Origin of the sequence: Chitinophaga polysaccharea (assembly GCF_007829335.1) — a bacterium.
Taxonomy (GTDB): Bacteria; Bacteroidota; Bacteroidia; order Chitinophagales; family Chitinophagaceae; genus Chitinophaga; species Chitinophaga polysaccharea_B.
This window is the reverse complement of record NZ_VIWO01000007.1, coordinates 184,822-201,504: the sequence shown is the minus strand read 5'-3', so window position 1 is coordinate 201,504 and position 16,683 is coordinate 184,822. Positions and strand designations below refer to the sequence as shown.

Annotated in this window: 19 protein-coding genes; all 19 read left to right on the top strand. The window is 47.5% G+C overall.

Features of this window, described 5'->3' with window-relative positions:
- Nucleotides 1–5 precede the first annotated feature (5 nt).
- The 19 genes from FHW36_RS22335 to FHW36_RS22245 all read left to right on the top strand — a co-directional run bounded on the left by FHW36_RS22335 (nt 6) and on the right by FHW36_RS22245 (nt 16,683).
- Entirely contained in the window at nt 6–1,295 is a 1,290-nt protein-coding gene (locus FHW36_RS22335; protein WP_145672191.1) for a hemolysin family protein, read from the top strand.
- Between the two features lie 150 nt (nt 1,296–1,445).
- A complete protein-coding gene (locus FHW36_RS22330; RefSeq protein WP_145672189.1) occupies nt 1,446–2,981 on the top strand; it encodes an HAL/PAL/TAL family ammonia-lyase in 1,536 nt (511 codons plus the stop codon).
- Nucleotides 2,982–3,029: 48 nt separating this feature from the next.
- A complete protein-coding gene (gene fabG / locus FHW36_RS22325) occupies nt 3,030–3,758 on the top strand; it encodes a 3-oxoacyl-ACP reductase FabG (protein WP_145672187.1) in 729 nt (242 codons plus the stop codon).
- 77 nt (nt 3,759–3,835) lie between these two features.
- A complete protein-coding gene (locus tag FHW36_RS22320; RefSeq protein WP_145672186.1) occupies nt 3,836–5,062 on the top strand; it encodes a beta-ketoacyl-[acyl-carrier-protein] synthase family protein in 1,227 nt (408 codons plus the stop codon).
- A 91-nt stretch (nt 5,063–5,153) separates the two neighbouring features.
- Entirely contained in the window at nt 5,154–5,411 is a 258-nt protein-coding gene (locus FHW36_RS22315; RefSeq protein ID WP_145672184.1) for a phosphopantetheine-binding protein, read from the top strand.
- Complete coding sequence (locus tag FHW36_RS22310; protein WP_145672182.1) at nt 5,411–6,286, top strand: LpxL/LpxP family acyltransferase; 876 nt, start codon at nt 5,411–5,413, stop codon at nt 6,284–6,286. Before FHW36_RS22315 ends, FHW36_RS22310 begins: the two co-directional genes overlap by 1 nt.
- Before the next feature lie 75 nt (nt 6,287–6,361).
- On the top strand, nt 6,362–6,787 hold the full coding sequence (locus FHW36_RS22305) for a 3-hydroxyacyl-ACP dehydratase (protein WP_145672179.1): 426 nt from the start codon (nt 6,362–6,364) through the stop codon (nt 6,785–6,787).
- An 11-nt stretch (nt 6,788–6,798) separates the two neighbouring features.
- Nucleotides 6,799–7,548, top strand: a complete 750-nt coding sequence (locus tag FHW36_RS22300; protein ID WP_145672177.1) for a hypothetical protein — start codon at nt 6,799–6,801, stop codon at nt 7,546–7,548.
- Nucleotides 7,549–7,551: 3 nt separating this feature from the next.
- Entirely contained in the window at nt 7,552–7,971 is a 420-nt protein-coding gene (locus FHW36_RS22295; RefSeq protein ID WP_145672175.1) for an acyl-CoA thioesterase, read from the top strand.
- An 11-nt stretch (nt 7,972–7,982) separates the two neighbouring features.
- The gene (locus FHW36_RS22290) at nt 7,983–9,128 is read left to right on the top strand and encodes a beta-ketoacyl-[acyl-carrier-protein] synthase family protein (protein WP_145672174.1); all 1,146 of its coding nucleotides are present in this window, start codon (nt 7,983–7,985) and stop codon (nt 9,126–9,128) included.
- Nucleotides 9,129–9,142: 14 nt separating this feature from the next.
- Nucleotides 9,143–10,207, top strand: coding sequence for a methyltransferase (locus tag FHW36_RS22285; RefSeq protein WP_246121214.1), 1,065 nt, complete (start codon nt 9,143–9,145; stop codon nt 10,205–10,207).
- Between the two features lie 34 nt (nt 10,208–10,241).
- Nucleotides 10,242–11,498 (top strand): NAD(P)/FAD-dependent oxidoreductase, encoded by a 1,257-nt coding sequence (locus FHW36_RS22280; protein ID WP_145672157.1) that lies wholly within the window; start codon nt 10,242–10,244, stop codon nt 11,496–11,498.
- A complete protein-coding gene (locus FHW36_RS22275) occupies nt 11,491–12,111 on the top strand; it encodes a hypothetical protein (RefSeq protein WP_145672155.1) in 621 nt (206 codons plus the stop codon). The genes FHW36_RS22280 and FHW36_RS22275 overlap by 8 nt, the downstream gene beginning before the upstream one ends.
- Nucleotides 12,112–12,138: 27 nt before the next feature.
- On the top strand, nt 12,139–12,405 hold the full coding sequence (locus tag FHW36_RS22270; RefSeq protein WP_145672153.1) for a phosphopantetheine-binding protein: 267 nt from the start codon (nt 12,139–12,141) through the stop codon (nt 12,403–12,405).
- The gene (locus FHW36_RS22265) at nt 12,402–13,595 is read left to right on the top strand and encodes a beta-ketoacyl-[acyl-carrier-protein] synthase family protein (RefSeq protein ID WP_145672151.1); all 1,194 of its coding nucleotides are present in this window, start codon (nt 12,402–12,404) and stop codon (nt 13,593–13,595) included. Before FHW36_RS22270 ends, FHW36_RS22265 begins: the two co-directional genes overlap by 4 nt.
- A 24-nt stretch (nt 13,596–13,619) precedes the next feature.
- The gene (locus tag FHW36_RS22260) at nt 13,620–14,684 is read left to right on the top strand and encodes a beta-ketoacyl synthase N-terminal-like domain-containing protein (RefSeq protein ID WP_246121213.1); all 1,065 of its coding nucleotides are present in this window, start codon (nt 13,620–13,622) and stop codon (nt 14,682–14,684) included.
- The gene (locus FHW36_RS22255) at nt 14,678–15,457 is read left to right on the top strand and encodes a polysaccharide deacetylase family protein (protein WP_145672149.1); all 780 of its coding nucleotides are present in this window, start codon (nt 14,678–14,680) and stop codon (nt 15,455–15,457) included. The genes FHW36_RS22260 and FHW36_RS22255 overlap by 7 nt, the downstream gene beginning before the upstream one ends.
- The gene (locus FHW36_RS22250) at nt 15,450–16,082 is read left to right on the top strand and encodes an outer membrane lipoprotein carrier protein LolA (protein ID WP_145672147.1); all 633 of its coding nucleotides are present in this window, start codon (nt 15,450–15,452) and stop codon (nt 16,080–16,082) included. Before FHW36_RS22255 ends, FHW36_RS22250 begins: the two co-directional genes overlap by 8 nt.
- Nucleotides 16,045–16,683: a hypothetical protein gene (locus FHW36_RS22245; RefSeq protein WP_145672145.1), complete on the top strand. Its 639-nt coding sequence runs from the start codon at nt 16,045–16,047 to the stop codon at nt 16,681–16,683. The genes FHW36_RS22250 and FHW36_RS22245 overlap by 38 nt, the downstream gene beginning before the upstream one ends.

Genomic DNA, 16,683 nt, shown 5'->3' with positions numbered 1-16,683 from the left:
CATATATGGAAGTCGTCATTATCCTCATCCTTATTTTATTGAATGGCCTGTTCTCGATGTCGGAGATAGCAATGGTCTCGGCCCGGAAAAACCGGTTGGAAAACCAGGCCAATAAAGGGGATGAAAAAGCAAAGGCCGCACTGAAGCTTGCGAACAGTCCGGACACTTTTCTTTCTACTGTACAAATTGGTATTACCCTGATCGGCATCTTACTGGGTATTTACTCTGGTCAGAACATCAAAGCTGATGTGATGGCCTGGCTCAACACCTTTCCGTTGATACAGCCTTACAGCGGCATGGCTGCTACTGTTATCATAGTGATTGTCATTACCTACTTTTCCCTGGTATTGGGCGAACTGGTGCCCAAGCGCATTGGTATGGCCAAGCCGGAATCCATCGCCAAAACAATGGCCAAACCTATGCAGGTGCTTTCCTGGCTTACCTATCCTTTCATCGCGTTATTGTCTGCCTCCACCAATGTACTGGTGAAGTTATTCAGTGTACAGACCGGCGAACCGCATGTAACGGAAGAAGAAATTAAGGCGATTATCAACGAAGGCACCAGTTCCGGCGCCATCGAAGAAACAGAGCAGGAAATTATAGAAAGGGTATTTCACCTGGGCGACCGTAACATCACCTCCCTGATGACGTACCGAAACGATATCACCTGGCTGGATATTAACGAGGCTACTGGCAGTTATCACCAGAAAATCCACGACAGCCTGCACTCTGTATACCCTGTGTGCGACGGGCAAATAGATAGTATTAAAGGGTTGATCACCATCAAAGACCTGTACCGGGTGGCCGATAAATCGGTTCCGCTGGCAGATATGATCCGGAAACCTTTGTTTGTACCGGAGAATAACAGCGCCTACCAGGTACTTGAAAAGTTTAAGGAAACCCACCTCCACGCTGCGTTTATTGTAGATGAGTACGGTACTTTCCTGGGAATGATCACCCTGAATGACATCCTGGAAGCGATTGTGGGAGATATGCCGGAAACCGCCGATGTGGATGATTATGAAATGGTACTGCGGGAAGATGGTACCTGGCTGGTAGATGCCCAGATCCCATTTTATGATTTCCTGGAAGAATTTGATAAGGAAGACTGGATGACCGAATTTGAGCAGGATTTCGATACCCTTGCCGGTTTTATCCTGCATCACCTGGAACATATACCGCAAACCGGTGAGAAATTCACCTGGCGCGATTTTACCTTTGAGATAGTGGACATGGATGCACATCGTATCGATAAAGTGCTGGTTACACCGCCACCTCAAGCAACGGAAGAGTAAAGCCTGTTCCCCAAAACGAAAATAAGTAGTAACCACATACGTAAATACCCGGAAATCGGGACAGAGGGTTGTTAATTATTTGGATAAATCCAGCTTTATGCTAATTTTGAGCACTTTTTTACATATACAAATAATTTAATTTAAGATAAAATGGTTGCAATAGGAAGTAAGGCACTGTCCCTGGAAGAAGTGTACAGGGTGCTTTTGGGTGGTGAAGAACTGACGCTGGAAGCAGCAGCACTGCAACAGGTAGAAGCCAGTTTTGTATTCCTCGAAAAATTTTCAGCAAAGAAACTGATTTATGGTATCAACACCGGTTTTGGTCCTATGGCCCAATACCGCATCAGCGATGAAGATACCTTCCAATTGCAGTATAACCTGATTCGCAGCCATAGCTCCGGTATGGGCAAATGTATGTCGCCTCTGCATACCAAAGCATTGATGATTGCACGTTTGAGCAGTTTTATGCAGGCGCATTCCGGCATCCATCCGGAAGTAGTACACCTGCTGAAAGACCTGATCAATAAAAATGTATACCCCTGTGTATTCGAACACGGCGGCGTAGGCGCCAGCGGCGACCTGGTACAGCTGGCCCACCTGGCCCTGGTACTGATCGGCGAAGGCGAAGTGTGGTATGAAGATAAGTTTCAGCCTACGGCAGAAGTATTTGAGCGGCTGAATCTCAAGCCTATCGATATTCATGTGAGAGAAGGCCTGGCCATTATTAATGGTACCTCCGCTATGACGGGTATAGGACTGGTAAACCTCATTGAGGCTAAGAAGCTGTTGGGCTGGTCGATAACCCTGTCGGCTATGATCAATGAAATAGTAGAAGCATTTGATGATCATCTCTCTGCAGAACTCAATGCGGTAAAAAAACACGAAGGACAGCAACAGATAGCCGCCAAAATGCGGGAAATCCTGAAGGGCAGCAAAATGGTACGCCATCGCCCGGATCACCTGTATAAAGAGCTGGAAGAAGAAATATTTAAAGATAAAGTACAGGAATACTATTCCCTGCGCTGCGTACCACAGATCCTGGGTCCTGTGTATGATACGCTGGCACAGGCAGAGAAACTGGTAGTGCAGGAATTGAATTCCGTGAGCGACAACCCGGTAGTAGATCATCACCTGGAAAACGTGTTCCACGGCGGTAACTTCCATGGCGATTATGTATCGCTGGAAATGGATAAGATCAAGATCGCTATCACCAAGCTGTCGATGCTGGCTGAAAGACAATTGAACTACCTGATGAATGAAAAATTGAATCACAAATTCCCGCCGTTTATGAACCTGGGTAAACTTGGCTTCAATTTTGGAATGCAGGGTGTACAGTTTACGGCTACCTCTACAGTGGCGGAAAATCAAACCTTGTCTTTCCCGATGTATGTACACAGTATTCCCAACAACAACGATAACCAGGATATTGTGAGCATGGGGTGTAATGCCGCCGTGATGACGAGCAAAGTAATAGATAATACCTTCCAGGTATTGGCTATCCAGGTAATGACGATGCTGCAGGCGGTAGATTACCTGCAATGCCAGGATCGCCTGGCAGGTTTCTCCCACAAGGTGTACGAGGAAGTGAGAGCAATTTTCCCTAAATTTATTGAAGACAGCCCGCGTTACAAGGATCTTCAAAAGATTAAGGAGTACCTGCTGAAAAACGTACCTGTGCAATGCTAAACAGCGATGAAAGGTTAACCATTATTTGAGAACCGAAATATGTAATTCATGAAATGTGCATTAGTAACCGGTGGGTCGAGAGGAATAGGCAGGGCAGTATGTACCAGATTGGCCGAAGCAGGATATCATATACTCATTAACTACAAAGGCAATGAAGCAGCGGCACAGGAAACCCTGGAAGCCGTGAAAGCCAAAGGCAGCACAGGTGAGCTGTTGCAGTTCAACGTAGGCGATGCTGCCGAAGTACAGCAGGTGCTGGGTAGCTGGCTGGAAAATAATAAAGAACAACAAATAGAAGTACTCGTTAATAATGCCGGCATCCGGGAAGATTCCCTGATGTTCTGGATGAACGAAGCGCAATGGACCAATGTGCTGAATATCAGTTTGAATGGTTTTTATTATGTTACCAAACAGGTACTGAACCAGATGCTGCTAAAGCGTTACGGACGCATTATCAACATGGTATCATTATCTGGTATTAAAGGTCTTCCGGGTCAAACCAACTATTCTGCTGCGAAGGCCGGCGTTATCGGTGCTACCAAAGCCCTGGCACAGGAAGTGGCAAAAAGAGGCGTCACTGTGAATGCAATTGCCCCCGGCTTTATCAAAACAGACATGACGGCAGAACTCAACGAAAAAGAGCTGGCTGCGCAGGTGCCGATGAACCGTTTTGGTACACCGGAAGAAGTTGCCGAAGCAGTAGCCTTCCTGGCTTCCAAAGCGGCCGGGTATATTACCGGCGAGGTGCTGAATATCAATGGAGGATTGCACACGTAAACTGTCACTAATAGCAGATAGCTATTAATGTTATAAATTATCGTATTGTAAGTTAGCGGAATAAATGCTATCGGCTTATGAACAGAGTAGTGATCACTGGGTTGGGAATCTACTCCTGCATCGGAAAGGATATGCAGGAGGTGAGGGATTCATTGTATGCGGGTAAATCCGGTATTGTACTGGATCCCGAAAGGAAAGCCTTTGGCTATCGTTCAGGGCTCACCGGCGCTATACAGCGGCCGGAGCTGAAAGGATTGCTGGACCGCCGGGCCAGGCTGATGATGCCTGAGCAGGCGGAATTTGCGTATATGGCTACCCGTGAGGCATTGGCCCAGGCCAATATGACGCCCGAATACATTGATAAAACCCCGATAGGACTCTTATATGGCAACGATAGTTCTGCTAAGCCCGTAGTGGAAGCGAACGATATTATGCGGGCCAAAAAAGATACGATGCTGGTAGGTTCCGGTTCTGTGTTCCAGACCATGAATTCTACCGTGAATATGAACCTGGCCACCATTTTTAAGCTGCGTGGCGTGAATTTCACCGTCAGTGCTGCCTGTGCCAGCGGTTCCCATGCTATTGGGCTGGGGTATATGTTTATCCGCAATGGAATGCAGGATGCGGTGATCTGTGGAGGCGCCCAGGAAGTAAACCTGTATGCGATGGGCAATTTTGACGCCATCGCGGCATTTTCTACCCGCGAGGATGATCCTACGCGTGCTTCACGCCCGTTTGACCGCGATCGCGATGGCCTGGTGCCCAGCGGTGGCGCTGCTACTGTGATCCTGGAAAGCCTGGAGTCGGCCCAGCGTAGGGGAGCTACTATCTTAGGCGAAGTGCTGGGATATGGCTTTTCTTCCAATGGCGGTCATATTTCCAACCCTACAGTAGACGGGCCGGTACGTTCCCTGCAAATTGCTTTACAGGACGCGGGGCTACAACCCGGTGATATTGAATATATTAATGCACATGCCACTTCTACCGCCGCCGGCGATGCCAGTGAGGCAAAAGCAATTCATGAAGTGTTTGGCGGATCAAAGCCATATGTCAGCTCCACCAAATCTATGACCGGCCACGAATGCTGGATGGCCGGCGCCAGCGAAATTGTATATTCCATGCTGATGATGCAACACAGCTTTATTGCACCCAATATTAACCTGGAAAACCCCGACGATGATGCTGCCAGGCTAAATATTGTGACTCATACACTTGATAAAAATTTTAATATATTTTTGTCTAATTCCTTTGGCTTTGGCGGAACTAACTCTTCTCTCATCGTAAGAGGGTGGAATGGAAAATAAATATCCTTAACTTTGGCCCCTGGATCAGGATCGTTAGACCAACACAAAGTAAAAATATTTTAAAACGAACCTATATCTGATTTCACACAATATGGACATTAGAGAAATTGTAACTGTTACGAATAAGTTCCTGGTAGAGGAGTTTGAAGCAAACCCCGAATCAATCAGCCCGGAAGCGAATATGAAATCCACGCTGGATCTCGACAGCCTGGATTATATCGACATGGTGGTAGTCATAGAAGATAACTTCGGATTTAAAGTAAATCCGGAAGATTTTCAATCTATCGTTACTTTCCAGGATTTCTACAATTATGTAGCTACTCGTGTACAACAAAAAGAACTGGTATAATGCCATCCTGGCAAGGAAAATCAAAAGGTAGTAAGTTCGGATATAGTTGCTTTGTTTTCCTGCTTAAACATGGAGGAGTATGGCCGGCTTATCTGTTATTAAGATTTGTGGCCTTCTACTATTTTGCATTTTCCTGGAGTTCTTCCGCACCCATTTACCGTTATTTCCGCACCAAAATAGGATTTGGCAGGTGGCGTTCCCTGCTCAGCCTGTACCGCAATTATTACATATTTGGCCAAACCCTCATCGACAAGGTGGTGGTAATGGCGGATATGGCCAATCCATTCACCTTTGAATTTGAGGGCGAACATTACCTGCGGGAAATGGTGTCCGGCGGTAAGGGCGGCATCCTGTTGAGTGCCCACCTGGGCAACTGGGAAGTAGCAGGCCACCTTTTCAAACGCCTGGAAACCCGTATCAATATCGTGATGTTTGATGGGGAACACCAGCGGATCAAGGAATATCTTTCCGGCGTAACCGGCGACCGGAACATGAATATTATCGTGATTAAAGATGACCTGTCACATATCTATGCCATTAACGACGCGCTGAGTAACCAGGAAATGGTATGTATGCACGCCGATCGCTTTTTACCAGGCAACAAAACCATTACCATTCCTTTCCTGGGCCAGGATGCCCGTTTTCCTATGGGCCCGTTTTTGCTGGCAGCCACCTTCCGGGTGCCGGTATCCGTAGTATTTGCCTTCAAGGAATCTGCTACCCATTATCATTTTTATGCCACGGAACCCCGGCAATATCACGGCCGCCGGAACGAAGGAGTGGAAACCGCACTACAGGAGTTTGGCCGCCAGGTAGAAGAAAAAGTGCATCGTTACCCTGTTCAGTGGTTCAATTATTACGATTTTTGGGAATAAACCGTGTTTATACTGTTAATAATTTCGTATAATTCTATTTATTTCGTGTTACTTTTTTAATAATAACTTGTGCAGATGTTTATTCATACAGACGATATTACCGCGTATATTCCACAGCGTGCACCAATTGTAATGATCAGTGGTATCCTGGAAGTAGATGGCCCGCTAACCCGTACCGGATTGCATATTGCACCCGACAACATTTTCGTGGAAAATGGCGTACTCACTGCTCCCGGCCTCATGGAAAATATCGCACAAACCGCCGCCGCCCGCATCGGCTACATCGCCAAGCAACAAAATACACCCGTTCCCCTGGGATTTATCGGCGCCGTAAAAGACCTGGAAATACTGGAATTGCCGCCGGCAGGACAGATGATTGAAACCTCTACCGTAATAGGCAGCGAAGTATTTAACGCGACCATGGTAACCGGAAAAGTGATGTACGAAGGACGTGTAATGGCACAATGTGAAATGAAAATCTTCATCAATCCCCAACTATAATATTTAATACTATGAACTGCAGAAAATTTATCGCACTCTCTGTAGCGTTTGTGGGCATGCTCACCTATCATGCGAACGCGCAAAAACTGAAGAATTTCCTGGAAAACAAGGATTCTTCCTTCCTCTGGCTGGGCGTAGACTTTACCCAGGCCCGCCTCATCGGCGATGCCGGCGCTAAGGTAGACCAGATTGTGGAAACCGACTTACCTGCCATCAACCAGGTTATTGTGAATGAAACAAAGAAATATCAAATCCCGGATATGTTCCACCGCGAGAAATACAATACCAGTATTACACTCGTGAATAAACATAATGATGGCCTGAATAAAGACGCTTTTAAGTCTGACGAATCTGCCGACTTTGAACGCCTGAAACCTGAAGACATTACCAAAGTGGTAAAATCTTACGATTTCACCGGCAGACATGGCATCGGTGTATTGTTCGTGATGGAAAGCATGAGCAAAACCAAAAAACAGGCTTCCATGTATGTAACCGTGATCGATATGGATCGCAAAAATGTACTGATGACAGAACGTTATGTAGGCGATACCAGGAAAATGGCGTTTGGATGGCGTAACTACTGGCTCGCACCCATTAAAGATGTGATGGATAGCGTGGACAGCGATTACAGTAAACTGAAAGATAAATACGCTAACGCAGTTGATCCGGAAGAAGAAAAACCAGTAGCACCGGCTCCTAAAAAAGAAGCTAAAACAGGCGTAGCTACTAAAGAAACCAAGAAACCAAAAAAGAAAGGATAAATTATGATACTGACCGAATGCACCAACATACTGATACGATTTAATGAAGCAGATCCGCTGGGAATAGTATGGCACGGGCATTATGTGCGGTATTTTGAAGACGGCCGGGAAGCGTTCGGAGAAAAATACGGGTTACGTTACCTCGATATTTTTGAGAAAGGCTACACGGTTCCTGTAGTAAACATACAATGCGATTACAAACGTTCCCTGCGCTACGGCGACAGGGTGGTGGTGGAAACCAGGTTTGTGGACGACATGGCCGCAAAAATTAAATTTGATTACATGCTTACCAACCCGGCAACAGGGGAAGTAGTGGCGAAAGGATCTTCCGTTCAGGTATTCCTGGACAAGGAAACTTCTTCGCTGCAATTGATTGCCCCTGCTTTTTTCCTGGAATGGAAAAAAGCGCATGGGCTGGTATAACCAAGGGTATTATGCAACAGGTGTATGTAGTAGCGGATAATATTGTGGGGCCTTTAGGCAGTACTACCCGGGAAAACTTTGACCAGGTATTAAAAGGCAACAGTGGCATAGGACGGCAGGAAAATGCAGCTTATGCCGCTGCGCCGTTTTATGGGGCTATGATGGCCCCCGGGCAGCTGGAACGCTATACCGCCGCTTATCCCGTAACTGGATATACCAGGTTTGAAAAATTGCTGGTCGCCTCTATATCAGATGTGCTGCAACAAACCGGTATTTCCCTGGAGGATCAACGTTGTGGTCTCATTATTTCTACCACCAAGGGAAATATTGAGCTGTTGGAGCAAACACCGGAAGGTGATACGCCTCCACTGGCTGATATGCAATTGTATACCACCGCCACAAAAATAGCGACGCATTTTAAAGCCGCTAACCAGCCGGTAGTGATCAGCAGTGCCTGTATATCTGGCCTGGTAGCCATTTTAACAGGTAAACGGCTGATCGATGCCGGCCGCTATGATCATGTAGTGGTAGCCGGCGCCGATGTGCTCACCCGCTTTGTATTATCCGGCTTTCAGTCGTTCCAGGCGGTGAGTGCTGTTCCCTGCAAACCCTTTGATGCCCATCGTACCGGGGTAACTTTGGGAGAAGGCGCCGCCACAGTGTTGCTCAGCAAGGATCGCGGCCACGCGTCGTTTTCTTTGGGGGCCGGCGCTATCAGCAACGATGCCAACCATATTTCCGGCCCTTCCCGCACCGGCGAAGAGCTGGCAGCCGTGATGAAACTGGCGTTGCACAATAGTGGACTGCAGCCAGCGGATATCGGCTTCGTATCGGCACATGGTACCGCTACCCTGTACAACGACGAAATGGAAGCCAAAGCCCTGCACCATGCTGGCCTGGCATCCGTGCCGGTCAACAGCCTGAAAGGATACTATGGCCATACCCTCGGCGCTGCCGGGTTGATAGAAGCCATTATCAGCATGCAGGCCATGAAAAATGGGGTGATAATACCCACCAAAGGATTTGACACTCCCGGCGTCAGTATGCCGGTAAACATTTATAACACCTTGCAGCAGCAATCATCCGCTCATTTCCTGAAAACAGTATCAGGATTTGGTGGCTGCAATGCCGCCATGGTCTTTAATCTTAACAGCTAAATAAAGTTATTGTCGTGTTTAATAAAGAAACAAAAACAGCACTGGAAGCGAAAGAAGCGGCATTACGGCTGGCATTTGCTCCGATTGCCTTTCAGGCTACCAGGGCCCTGCGTGATATGGGCATCTTAACGGCGGTAAGTAACAGCCGCTCTGCCGGTATTACCATCGAAGAAATCATGGAACAAACCAAGATGTCGCGCTATGCCGTAAGAGTGCTGCTGGAAGCAGGTTTGGGCATGGAACTCCTCATCGTAAATGACAAGCGTTATACCCTTACCAAAACAGGTTACTTTATTTTACACGATCGCCTTACCCAGATCAATATGGACTTTTCGCAGGATATCTGCTACAAGGGCATGAATCACCTGCAGGAAAGTTTGAGAGAAGGTAAACCAGCAGGTTTACGTGAACTGGGCCCATGGGACACCATCTATCCGGGCTTGTCGCTGCTGCCGCCGGAAGTAGGTAAGAGCTGGTTCGACTTCGACCACTACTACTCCGACCTGGCCACTCCCGCCGCCCTGGATATTGTGTTTGAAAACAAGCCCAAACGTTTGCTCGACATTGGTGGTAACACCGGCAAATGGGCGCTGGCCTGTACCGCCAAAGATCCCGAAGTGGAAGTCACCATTTTTGATTTACCGGGACAGGCAGGACTGGCACAACAGAAAATGAAAGATGCCGGTGTAGAAAACCGCGTTCATTTTCACATCGCCAATATCCTGCACGAGGAAGTGCCCTTCCCTAAAGGCTTTGATGCCATCTGGATGAGCCAGTTCCTCGATTGTTTTTCTGAAGCTGAAATCGTATCTATCCTGAAACGTTGCCGCGAAGCGCTCAACGCAGATGGAACCATTTATATACTGGAACCTTTCTGGAACCGCCAGCAGTTTAAATCTGCCGCATTTTGCCTGCAACAGACATCATTGTATTTCACCGCGATGGCCAACGGCAATAGCCAGATGTATCATACAGACGACTTTTTCCAATGTATTGCAGACGCAGGATTGCGCATTGTGGAAGAAAACGACCAAATGGGTATCAATTATACATTGCTGAAATGTAAAAAAGCAGAATAATTATATCATCTATAACTCCCAAAATCGATCTCTTATGAAGACTGAACAAGTTGATGTATTGGTAATAGGAGCAGGCCCGGCAGGAACAGTAGCTGCTTCTATTATTCATCAGGCGGGATATAAGGTAAAAGTGGTAGAGAAGCAAAAGTTTCCCCGTTTTGTAATCGGCGAAAGCCTGTTGCCACGCAGCATGGAAGCATTGGAGGAAGCAGGATTTATTGAGGCCATTAAGGCAAAAGGTTTCCAGCAAAAGTCCGGCGCTAAATTCGTAAAAGGGGATGCACTGTGTGATTTTACTTTCCAGGAACAATATACGCCAGGATGGACCTGGACCTGGCAGGTAACCCGTGCCGATTTTGATAAGACATTGGCCGATACAGTAGAAAACATGGGAGTACCCGTAGCCTACGAAACGACCGTTACCGGTATTCGCTTTAACGGTTCCGATTCTATAACAACGATAGAAGATAAAGATGGCCAGCAGTCTGAGATAGCAGCCCGCTTTATCGTGGATGGCAGCGGCTATGGTCGTGTGATACCTAAACTGTTTAACCTGGAAAAAAATTCCAATCTCCAGCCCCGTAAAGCGTTATTTGCCCATACGGTGGATGTACGCCGTTCCATGGCCGATGAACCCAATCGTATTACGGCAGTGGTGCATAAAAAAGGCGTTTGGATCTGGATCATTCCTTTCGCTACCGGGATCACTTCCCTGGGATTTGTGGGAGATCCGGAATTTTTTGAACAATATCCAGGTACGGATGAAGAAAAATACAGGGCGTTACTGGAAGCGGAACCCTATACCAGAGAGCGTTTCCGCGGTGTAGAGCTGGTATTTGAACCAAGGATATTACAGTCCTGGTCGGCCACTACTGATAAGTTTTATGGAGATGGATTTGTGCTGACAGGTAATGTGACAGAATTTCTGGATCCGATTTTCTCTTCTGGTGTAACTTTGGCCTGTGTTTCTGCACAAACCGCTGCAAAACTGGTGATCCGGAAACTGAAAGGAGAAGCGGTAGACTGGGAAAAGGAATACATGGAACCAACCATGCAGGGCGTAAATACATTCCGCTCCTATGTAATGGCCTGGTATGAAGGAACGCTGGACACTATTTTCTTTAAAAAAGACGCTGATCCGGTGATCAAAGGGCAAATATGTTCAGTATTAGCAGGTTATGTTTGGGACATGAGCAATCCGTTTGTGAAAAACCATGACACCGCGCTGAAACGGCTGGCCAGGACCATCGAATTAACGGAAAAATTAAAAAGCAGTTCTGAGATTGAATAGCGAGTTGGCATATATTACAGGTAGTTGTATCATTCGGCGTAACCAGGTGTTCTTAAACGGCGCCTTATTATGGGAAGCAGATCCGGGGCTGGAGCTCACAGATTTTCTGCGGGCGGGATATGATCGTTTTTCCGGTCAGTATCCGAAGTTTCACAAAATGGATGCCCTCAGCAAATTAGGTTGGCTGGCGGCAGAAGTATTGCTGGAAAATACAGAAATTCACAGTCTCCCGCCAGAGCAGGCCGGTATGGTATTATCCAACCGGAGCAGCAGCCTGGATACCGATCTGCGTTACTATGCCACCGTGAAGGATTTTGCCAGTCCTGCGTTGTTCGTATATACTTTGCCCAATATTGTAATGGGGGAGATATCGATCCGGCATGGTTTTAAAGGAGAGAATACTTTTTTTGTAACTGATGCCTTTGACACCATGCTACTGAGTACTTACCCGGCGCAACTGCTGGCCGAAACACCGCTGCAGGCCTGTATTGCCGGTTGGGTGGAAGTAATGGACCAACAATATGAAGCAGCATTATTCCTGGTAGAAAATAAACAGCGGGATAACGCCATCGCCTTAACAGCGGCGGCGTTATCATCGCTGTATCAACAATAAACAGTTAATAACTTTAATCAAATTACAGTGGAAAAGTTGATGGCGGATCTGAAAGCGCAGATCATAGAACAATTGAATTTACATGAGGTAGCACCGGAAAGTATCGGCGATGATCAGCCGCTGTTTTCCAAAGAAGGGTTGGGGCTTGATTCTATCGATGCGCTGGAACTGATTGTATTGCTGCAACAGCATTATAACATCCGCATTGCCAACCCTGAAGAGGGACCAAAGATTTTTCAGTCCGTACGTACCATGGCTGAATACATTACTGCCAATCAAACCATCAAGGCATGAGTGAAAAGGTGTGGATAGCAGGTGGTGGTGTGATCAGCGGTATAGGGCTGGATGTACCTGCCTGTATACAGTCGTTCCGCGATATGCAACCAGGAATGGCTGCTATGCAGTACCTGCCTTCCGTGCATCGCAATACCTTTCCGGTAGTGGAAGTAAAAGCCGATAATGCTACCCTGGCCAATATGGCCCGCATGCCGGAAAATATCAGCCGTACAGCCCTGCTCAGCATGATTGCTGCCCGCGAGGCGTGGCAGTCCACCGGGTTGGCAGATATTTCCCATTACCGGGTAGGCTTTGTGTCTGGTAATACAGTGGGAGGAATGGATAAAACAGAAGATTTCTTCCCGGATTTCCTCGCCAATCCCCGCGGTGGCCGTTTGCACCAGGTAGCTCACCACGAATGCGGTAGCATTACTGAGTTGGTAGCCGATATGCTGGGTATCCGGCATCATGTGTCTACCATCAGTACAGCCTGTTCTTCCGGCGCTAATGCGCTGATGTATGGCGCCCGCCTGATCCGCAATAATATCGTGGATGTAGTGATTGCCGGCGGTACCGACTCGCTCACCCGCTTTACCCTGAATGGTTTCAATACCCTGATGATCCTCGATCAGCAGCCTTGCCGCCCCTTCGACGACACCCGTACGGGACTTAACCTGGGCGAAGGCGCGGGGTATGTGGTGCTGGTATCCGACAGCCTGGCCGCTCAATTGCAGCCATGGTGCCGCCTCAGCGGCTTTGCCAATGCCAACGATGCTTATCATCAAACGGCTTCCTCCCCGGATGGCACCGGTAACTACCTGGCCATGAAGGGAGCGCTGGATATGAGCGGCGTACAACCGCAACGGATAGGCTATATCAACTTACATGGTACCGGTACACAAAACAATGATGTATCGGAAGGAATAGCGATCAACAAACTCTTTGCCCCGCATTTCCCGGCCATGAGCTCTACCAAGTCATTCACCGGGCATACATTGGGAGCCAGCGGGGGAATAGAGGCGGTGTTTTCGGCTTTAGCGGTAAAAGAGGGGATCATCTATCCCAATGCCCGTTTTGAGCACCAAATGAAAGAATTACCATTTGCACCGGCTACTACTTTTTCTACCGGCCATGACCTGCAACACGTCATGTCTAACTCGTTTGGGTTTGGTGGAAATTGTTCCAGCCTGGTATTTTCTAAAGTGTAACGCTGCTAAAAAGTTAACGACTACATGAATATCTACATCAATGGCACCGGTTGTATATCTCCGCAGGACACTGCGCAGGGAGGGCCTTTGCTGGCTGCTCCCCGGGAATATGAACAAGTGAGGCTGGCCACCGTAGATCCGGATTATAAGCAGTGGATTGACGTAAAGCAGATCCGTCGTATGAGCCGCGTGGTGAAAATGGGCGTGGCGGCAGCCAACCTGAGCCTGGAGGCTGCCGGCATCACATTGCCGGATGCCATCATCACCGGCACCGCCTACGGATGCCTCGACGATACCGGCGTGTTTTTAACCAAAATGGTGAACCAGCAGGAAGAAATGCTGACACCAACAGCCTTTATACAAAGCACCCACAACACCGTAGCCGGGCAGATTGCCCTGCTGCTGGGATGTAATGGGTATAACAATACTTTTGTACACCGCGGATTTTCTTTCGAAAATGCCCTGCTCGATGCCATCATGATCTTAAAAGAAGGCACAGCAAAACATATACTGGCCGGTGGCATGGATGAAATTACCAACTACAGCCACCAGGTATTGTCCCGTTTCGGCATTTACAAGAAAGCGCCAGTAAAAACAATGGAGTTGCTCAACAGCCCAGATACCGGCACCATTGCCGGTGAAGGCGCCGCATTTTTTGCGTTGGGCATTACAAAAGACCCAGGCACCGCAGCTGAGTTAACAGGGGTAAGCACCCTGTATAAACCGCTATGGGAGGGAGAAGTGATTGGCCATATCATGAAATTCCTGGAAGATCATCACTGCACACCCGCCGATATAGACCTGCTGGTAACCGGCAGAAATGGAGATATTGACCAGGATGAAATGTATGAAGAAGTAGCCGCCGCCTTGTTTCCCGATCATGCAGAAGCCAGCTTCAAACATCTTTGTGGCGAATATCCTACCGCAGCGGCCTTTGGACTATGGATGGCCAACGCTATTATCGCGGAACAAGCCGTTCCGGAAGCTGCCGTATTCTACGGTCATGCGCCACAAAAAATCAACAGGATTCTATTGTATAACCATCACCAGGGAACACACCATTCCTTTGTACTCCTCACCGCATGCTGAATAACAGGATTGTAAATATCATCGCTGTAGCGAGCCTCCTGGTATTATTATGCCTGGACAAGCTCATGGGGTATGATATACCATTCTGGTATTATGGCCTTCCCATACTGATTTACCTGCCCTTTACCATTCACGGTGCTATCAATATTGAAGCGAACTTCTTTATGAAGGTACAATGCCAGGCAGATACGACGGAGAAGGTAGTGGCCCTGTCTTTCGATGATGGCCCGCAAACGGAATATACCCCTGTTATCCTGGATATCTTAAAGGAAGAGCAGGTGCCTGCGGCATTTTTTTGTATCGGAAAAAATATTACGGGCAATGAACCCTTGCTGAAACGCATTTGCCAGGAAGGACATGTAATAGGTAACCACACCTATTCCCATCATTTCTGGTTTGATATGAAACTGTCGTCTAATATGCTGACAGACATGCAGCAGATGGACGCGCTGACGGTAGATGCTACCGGTCTGCACCCACGGTTGTTTCGTCCGCCTTATGGCGTTACCAACCCCAACCTGGCAAGGGCGGTGAAAGCAGGCAACTACCTGCCGGTGGGCTGGAATATCCGCTCGCTCGATACCGTAGCCAAAGATGGGGAAGCATTGTTACACAGGATATTAACGCAACTCAAACCCGGCGCCGTTATCCTGTTACATGATACCTGTAAGATAACCGCCGCTATATTGCCACAACTGATCCGCGATATCCGCCAACGGGGATACCGGCTGGAGAGAATTGATAAAATGTTAAATGTGAGAGCTTATGTGTAAATGGATTTTATTGTTGCTTTGCTCCGTAGCAAGCCTGCAAATGCAGGCGCAAACAGGATTTAAGCCGGTGGCCGACCTGGCCCCGCTGAAACAGCAGTTTGCTGCCGCTGCGCAGCGCACCCAGAGCATTCAATGCGATTTTGTACAGGAGAAAAACCTGAGCATGCTGTCTGATAAAATTGTATCTAAAGGCAAGTTCTGGTTTAAGAAAGATAATAAGGTAAGAATGGAATATATGCAGCCATCCTATTACCTGCTGGTCATCAACGGGAAAGATATCCGGATTAAAGATGCCCAGAAAGAAAATAAAGTGTCTGGAAAGAGCAATAAACTGTTCGAACAAATCAATAAAATTACCGTCGACTGCGTACGCGGAACAGTACTGGATAATACCGACTTTACAACCAAGGCTACAGAAAATAGCCAGTCCTACCGCCTGGAGCTGACACCGGTAAACAAAGTGATGAAAGAATATTTCAAAACAATTGTGCTGCTGGTAGACAAACAAGATTATTCTGTATCTAAAATTACGATGGCAGAATCGTCTGGTGACGACACGACCATTAGTTTTTTACATAAACAGCTGAATGCAGCTATTGCCGATGCGGTATTTTCAGTTAAGTAGTATCGCCTGGATCGCTTTGCTGATGACCAGCTGCCGCTCTGTTTACAAAGGCTTACAGCCCGCCACCGGTGATGTAAACTGCATCCGGCAATTCAGTCCGCAGTTTACGTCTTCGCTGTATAGTACGCAGGTCGACATCTTAAAGCATCATCTCAGCGGCCTCCTGTTTTTTAAACAAATGCCGGATAGCAGTACCCGCGTAGTATTTGCCAACGAAATGGGATTTAAGTTCTTTGATTTTGAATTTGATAAAAACGGGCAGTTCACCAAACACTACCTGATGGCCAAAATGGATAAGAAAGCCGTGGTGAAAACATTGCAGCAGGATTTTGCACTGGTACTGTTGCACCCGGATCTGACCCAGGCGCATGTAGCCACAGATAGCCGTTACCGTTATGTGGTGTTGCCAACGGAAAAAGGAAACAACTACTACATCACTGATACTACCTGTACGGAGCTGGTAAGAATAGAGAAATCATCCCGCCGTCGCCCGGCTGTTACGGTGTGGATGCGGCATTACACGAATGGCGTGCCCGATTCGATCAACATCCGTCATGAGCACTTCAAATTCAATATCTCCCTGCAAAAGGTAGAAAAATAA

Coding starts and splice junctions, on each gene's coding strand:
- FHW36_RS22280 (WP_145672157.1), top strand. CDS start 10,242: ATGAAGACTGAACAAGTTGATGTATTGGTAATAGGAGCAGGCCCGGCA.
- FHW36_RS22320 (WP_145672186.1), top strand. CDS start 3,836: ATGAACAGAGTAGTGATCACTGGGTTGGGAATCTACTCCTGCATCGGA.
- FHW36_RS22295 (WP_145672175.1), top strand. CDS start 7,552: ATGATACTGACCGAATGCACCAACATACTGATACGATTTAATGAAGCA.
- FHW36_RS22300 (WP_145672177.1), top strand. CDS start 6,799: ATGAACTGCAGAAAATTTATCGCACTCTCTGTAGCGTTTGTGGGCATG.
- fabG (WP_145672187.1), top strand. CDS start 3,030: ATGAAATGTGCATTAGTAACCGGTGGGTCGAGAGGAATAGGCAGGGCA.
- FHW36_RS22245 (WP_145672145.1), top strand. CDS start 16,045: ATGCAGCTATTGCCGATGCGGTATTTTCAGTTAAGTAGTATCGCCTGG.
- FHW36_RS22315 (WP_145672184.1), top strand. CDS start 5,154: ATGGACATTAGAGAAATTGTAACTGTTACGAATAAGTTCCTGGTAGAG.
- FHW36_RS22260 (WP_246121213.1), top strand. CDS start 13,620: ATGAATATCTACATCAATGGCACCGGTTGTATATCTCCGCAGGACACT.
- FHW36_RS22310 (WP_145672182.1), top strand. CDS start 5,411: ATGCCATCCTGGCAAGGAAAATCAAAAGGTAGTAAGTTCGGATATAGT.
- FHW36_RS22305 (WP_145672179.1), top strand. CDS start 6,362: ATGTTTATTCATACAGACGATATTACCGCGTATATTCCACAGCGTGCA.
- FHW36_RS22290 (WP_145672174.1), top strand. CDS start 7,983: ATGCAACAGGTGTATGTAGTAGCGGATAATATTGTGGGGCCTTTAGGC.
- FHW36_RS22330 (WP_145672189.1), top strand. CDS start 1,446: ATGGTTGCAATAGGAAGTAAGGCACTGTCCCTGGAAGAAGTGTACAGG.
- FHW36_RS22255 (WP_145672149.1), top strand. CDS start 14,678: ATGCTGAATAACAGGATTGTAAATATCATCGCTGTAGCGAGCCTCCTG.
- FHW36_RS22265 (WP_145672151.1), top strand. CDS start 12,402: ATGAGTGAAAAGGTGTGGATAGCAGGTGGTGGTGTGATCAGCGGTATA.
- FHW36_RS22335 (WP_145672191.1), top strand. CDS start 6: ATGGAAGTCGTCATTATCCTCATCCTTATTTTATTGAATGGCCTGTTC.
- FHW36_RS22250 (WP_145672147.1), top strand. CDS start 15,450: ATGTGTAAATGGATTTTATTGTTGCTTTGCTCCGTAGCAAGCCTGCAA.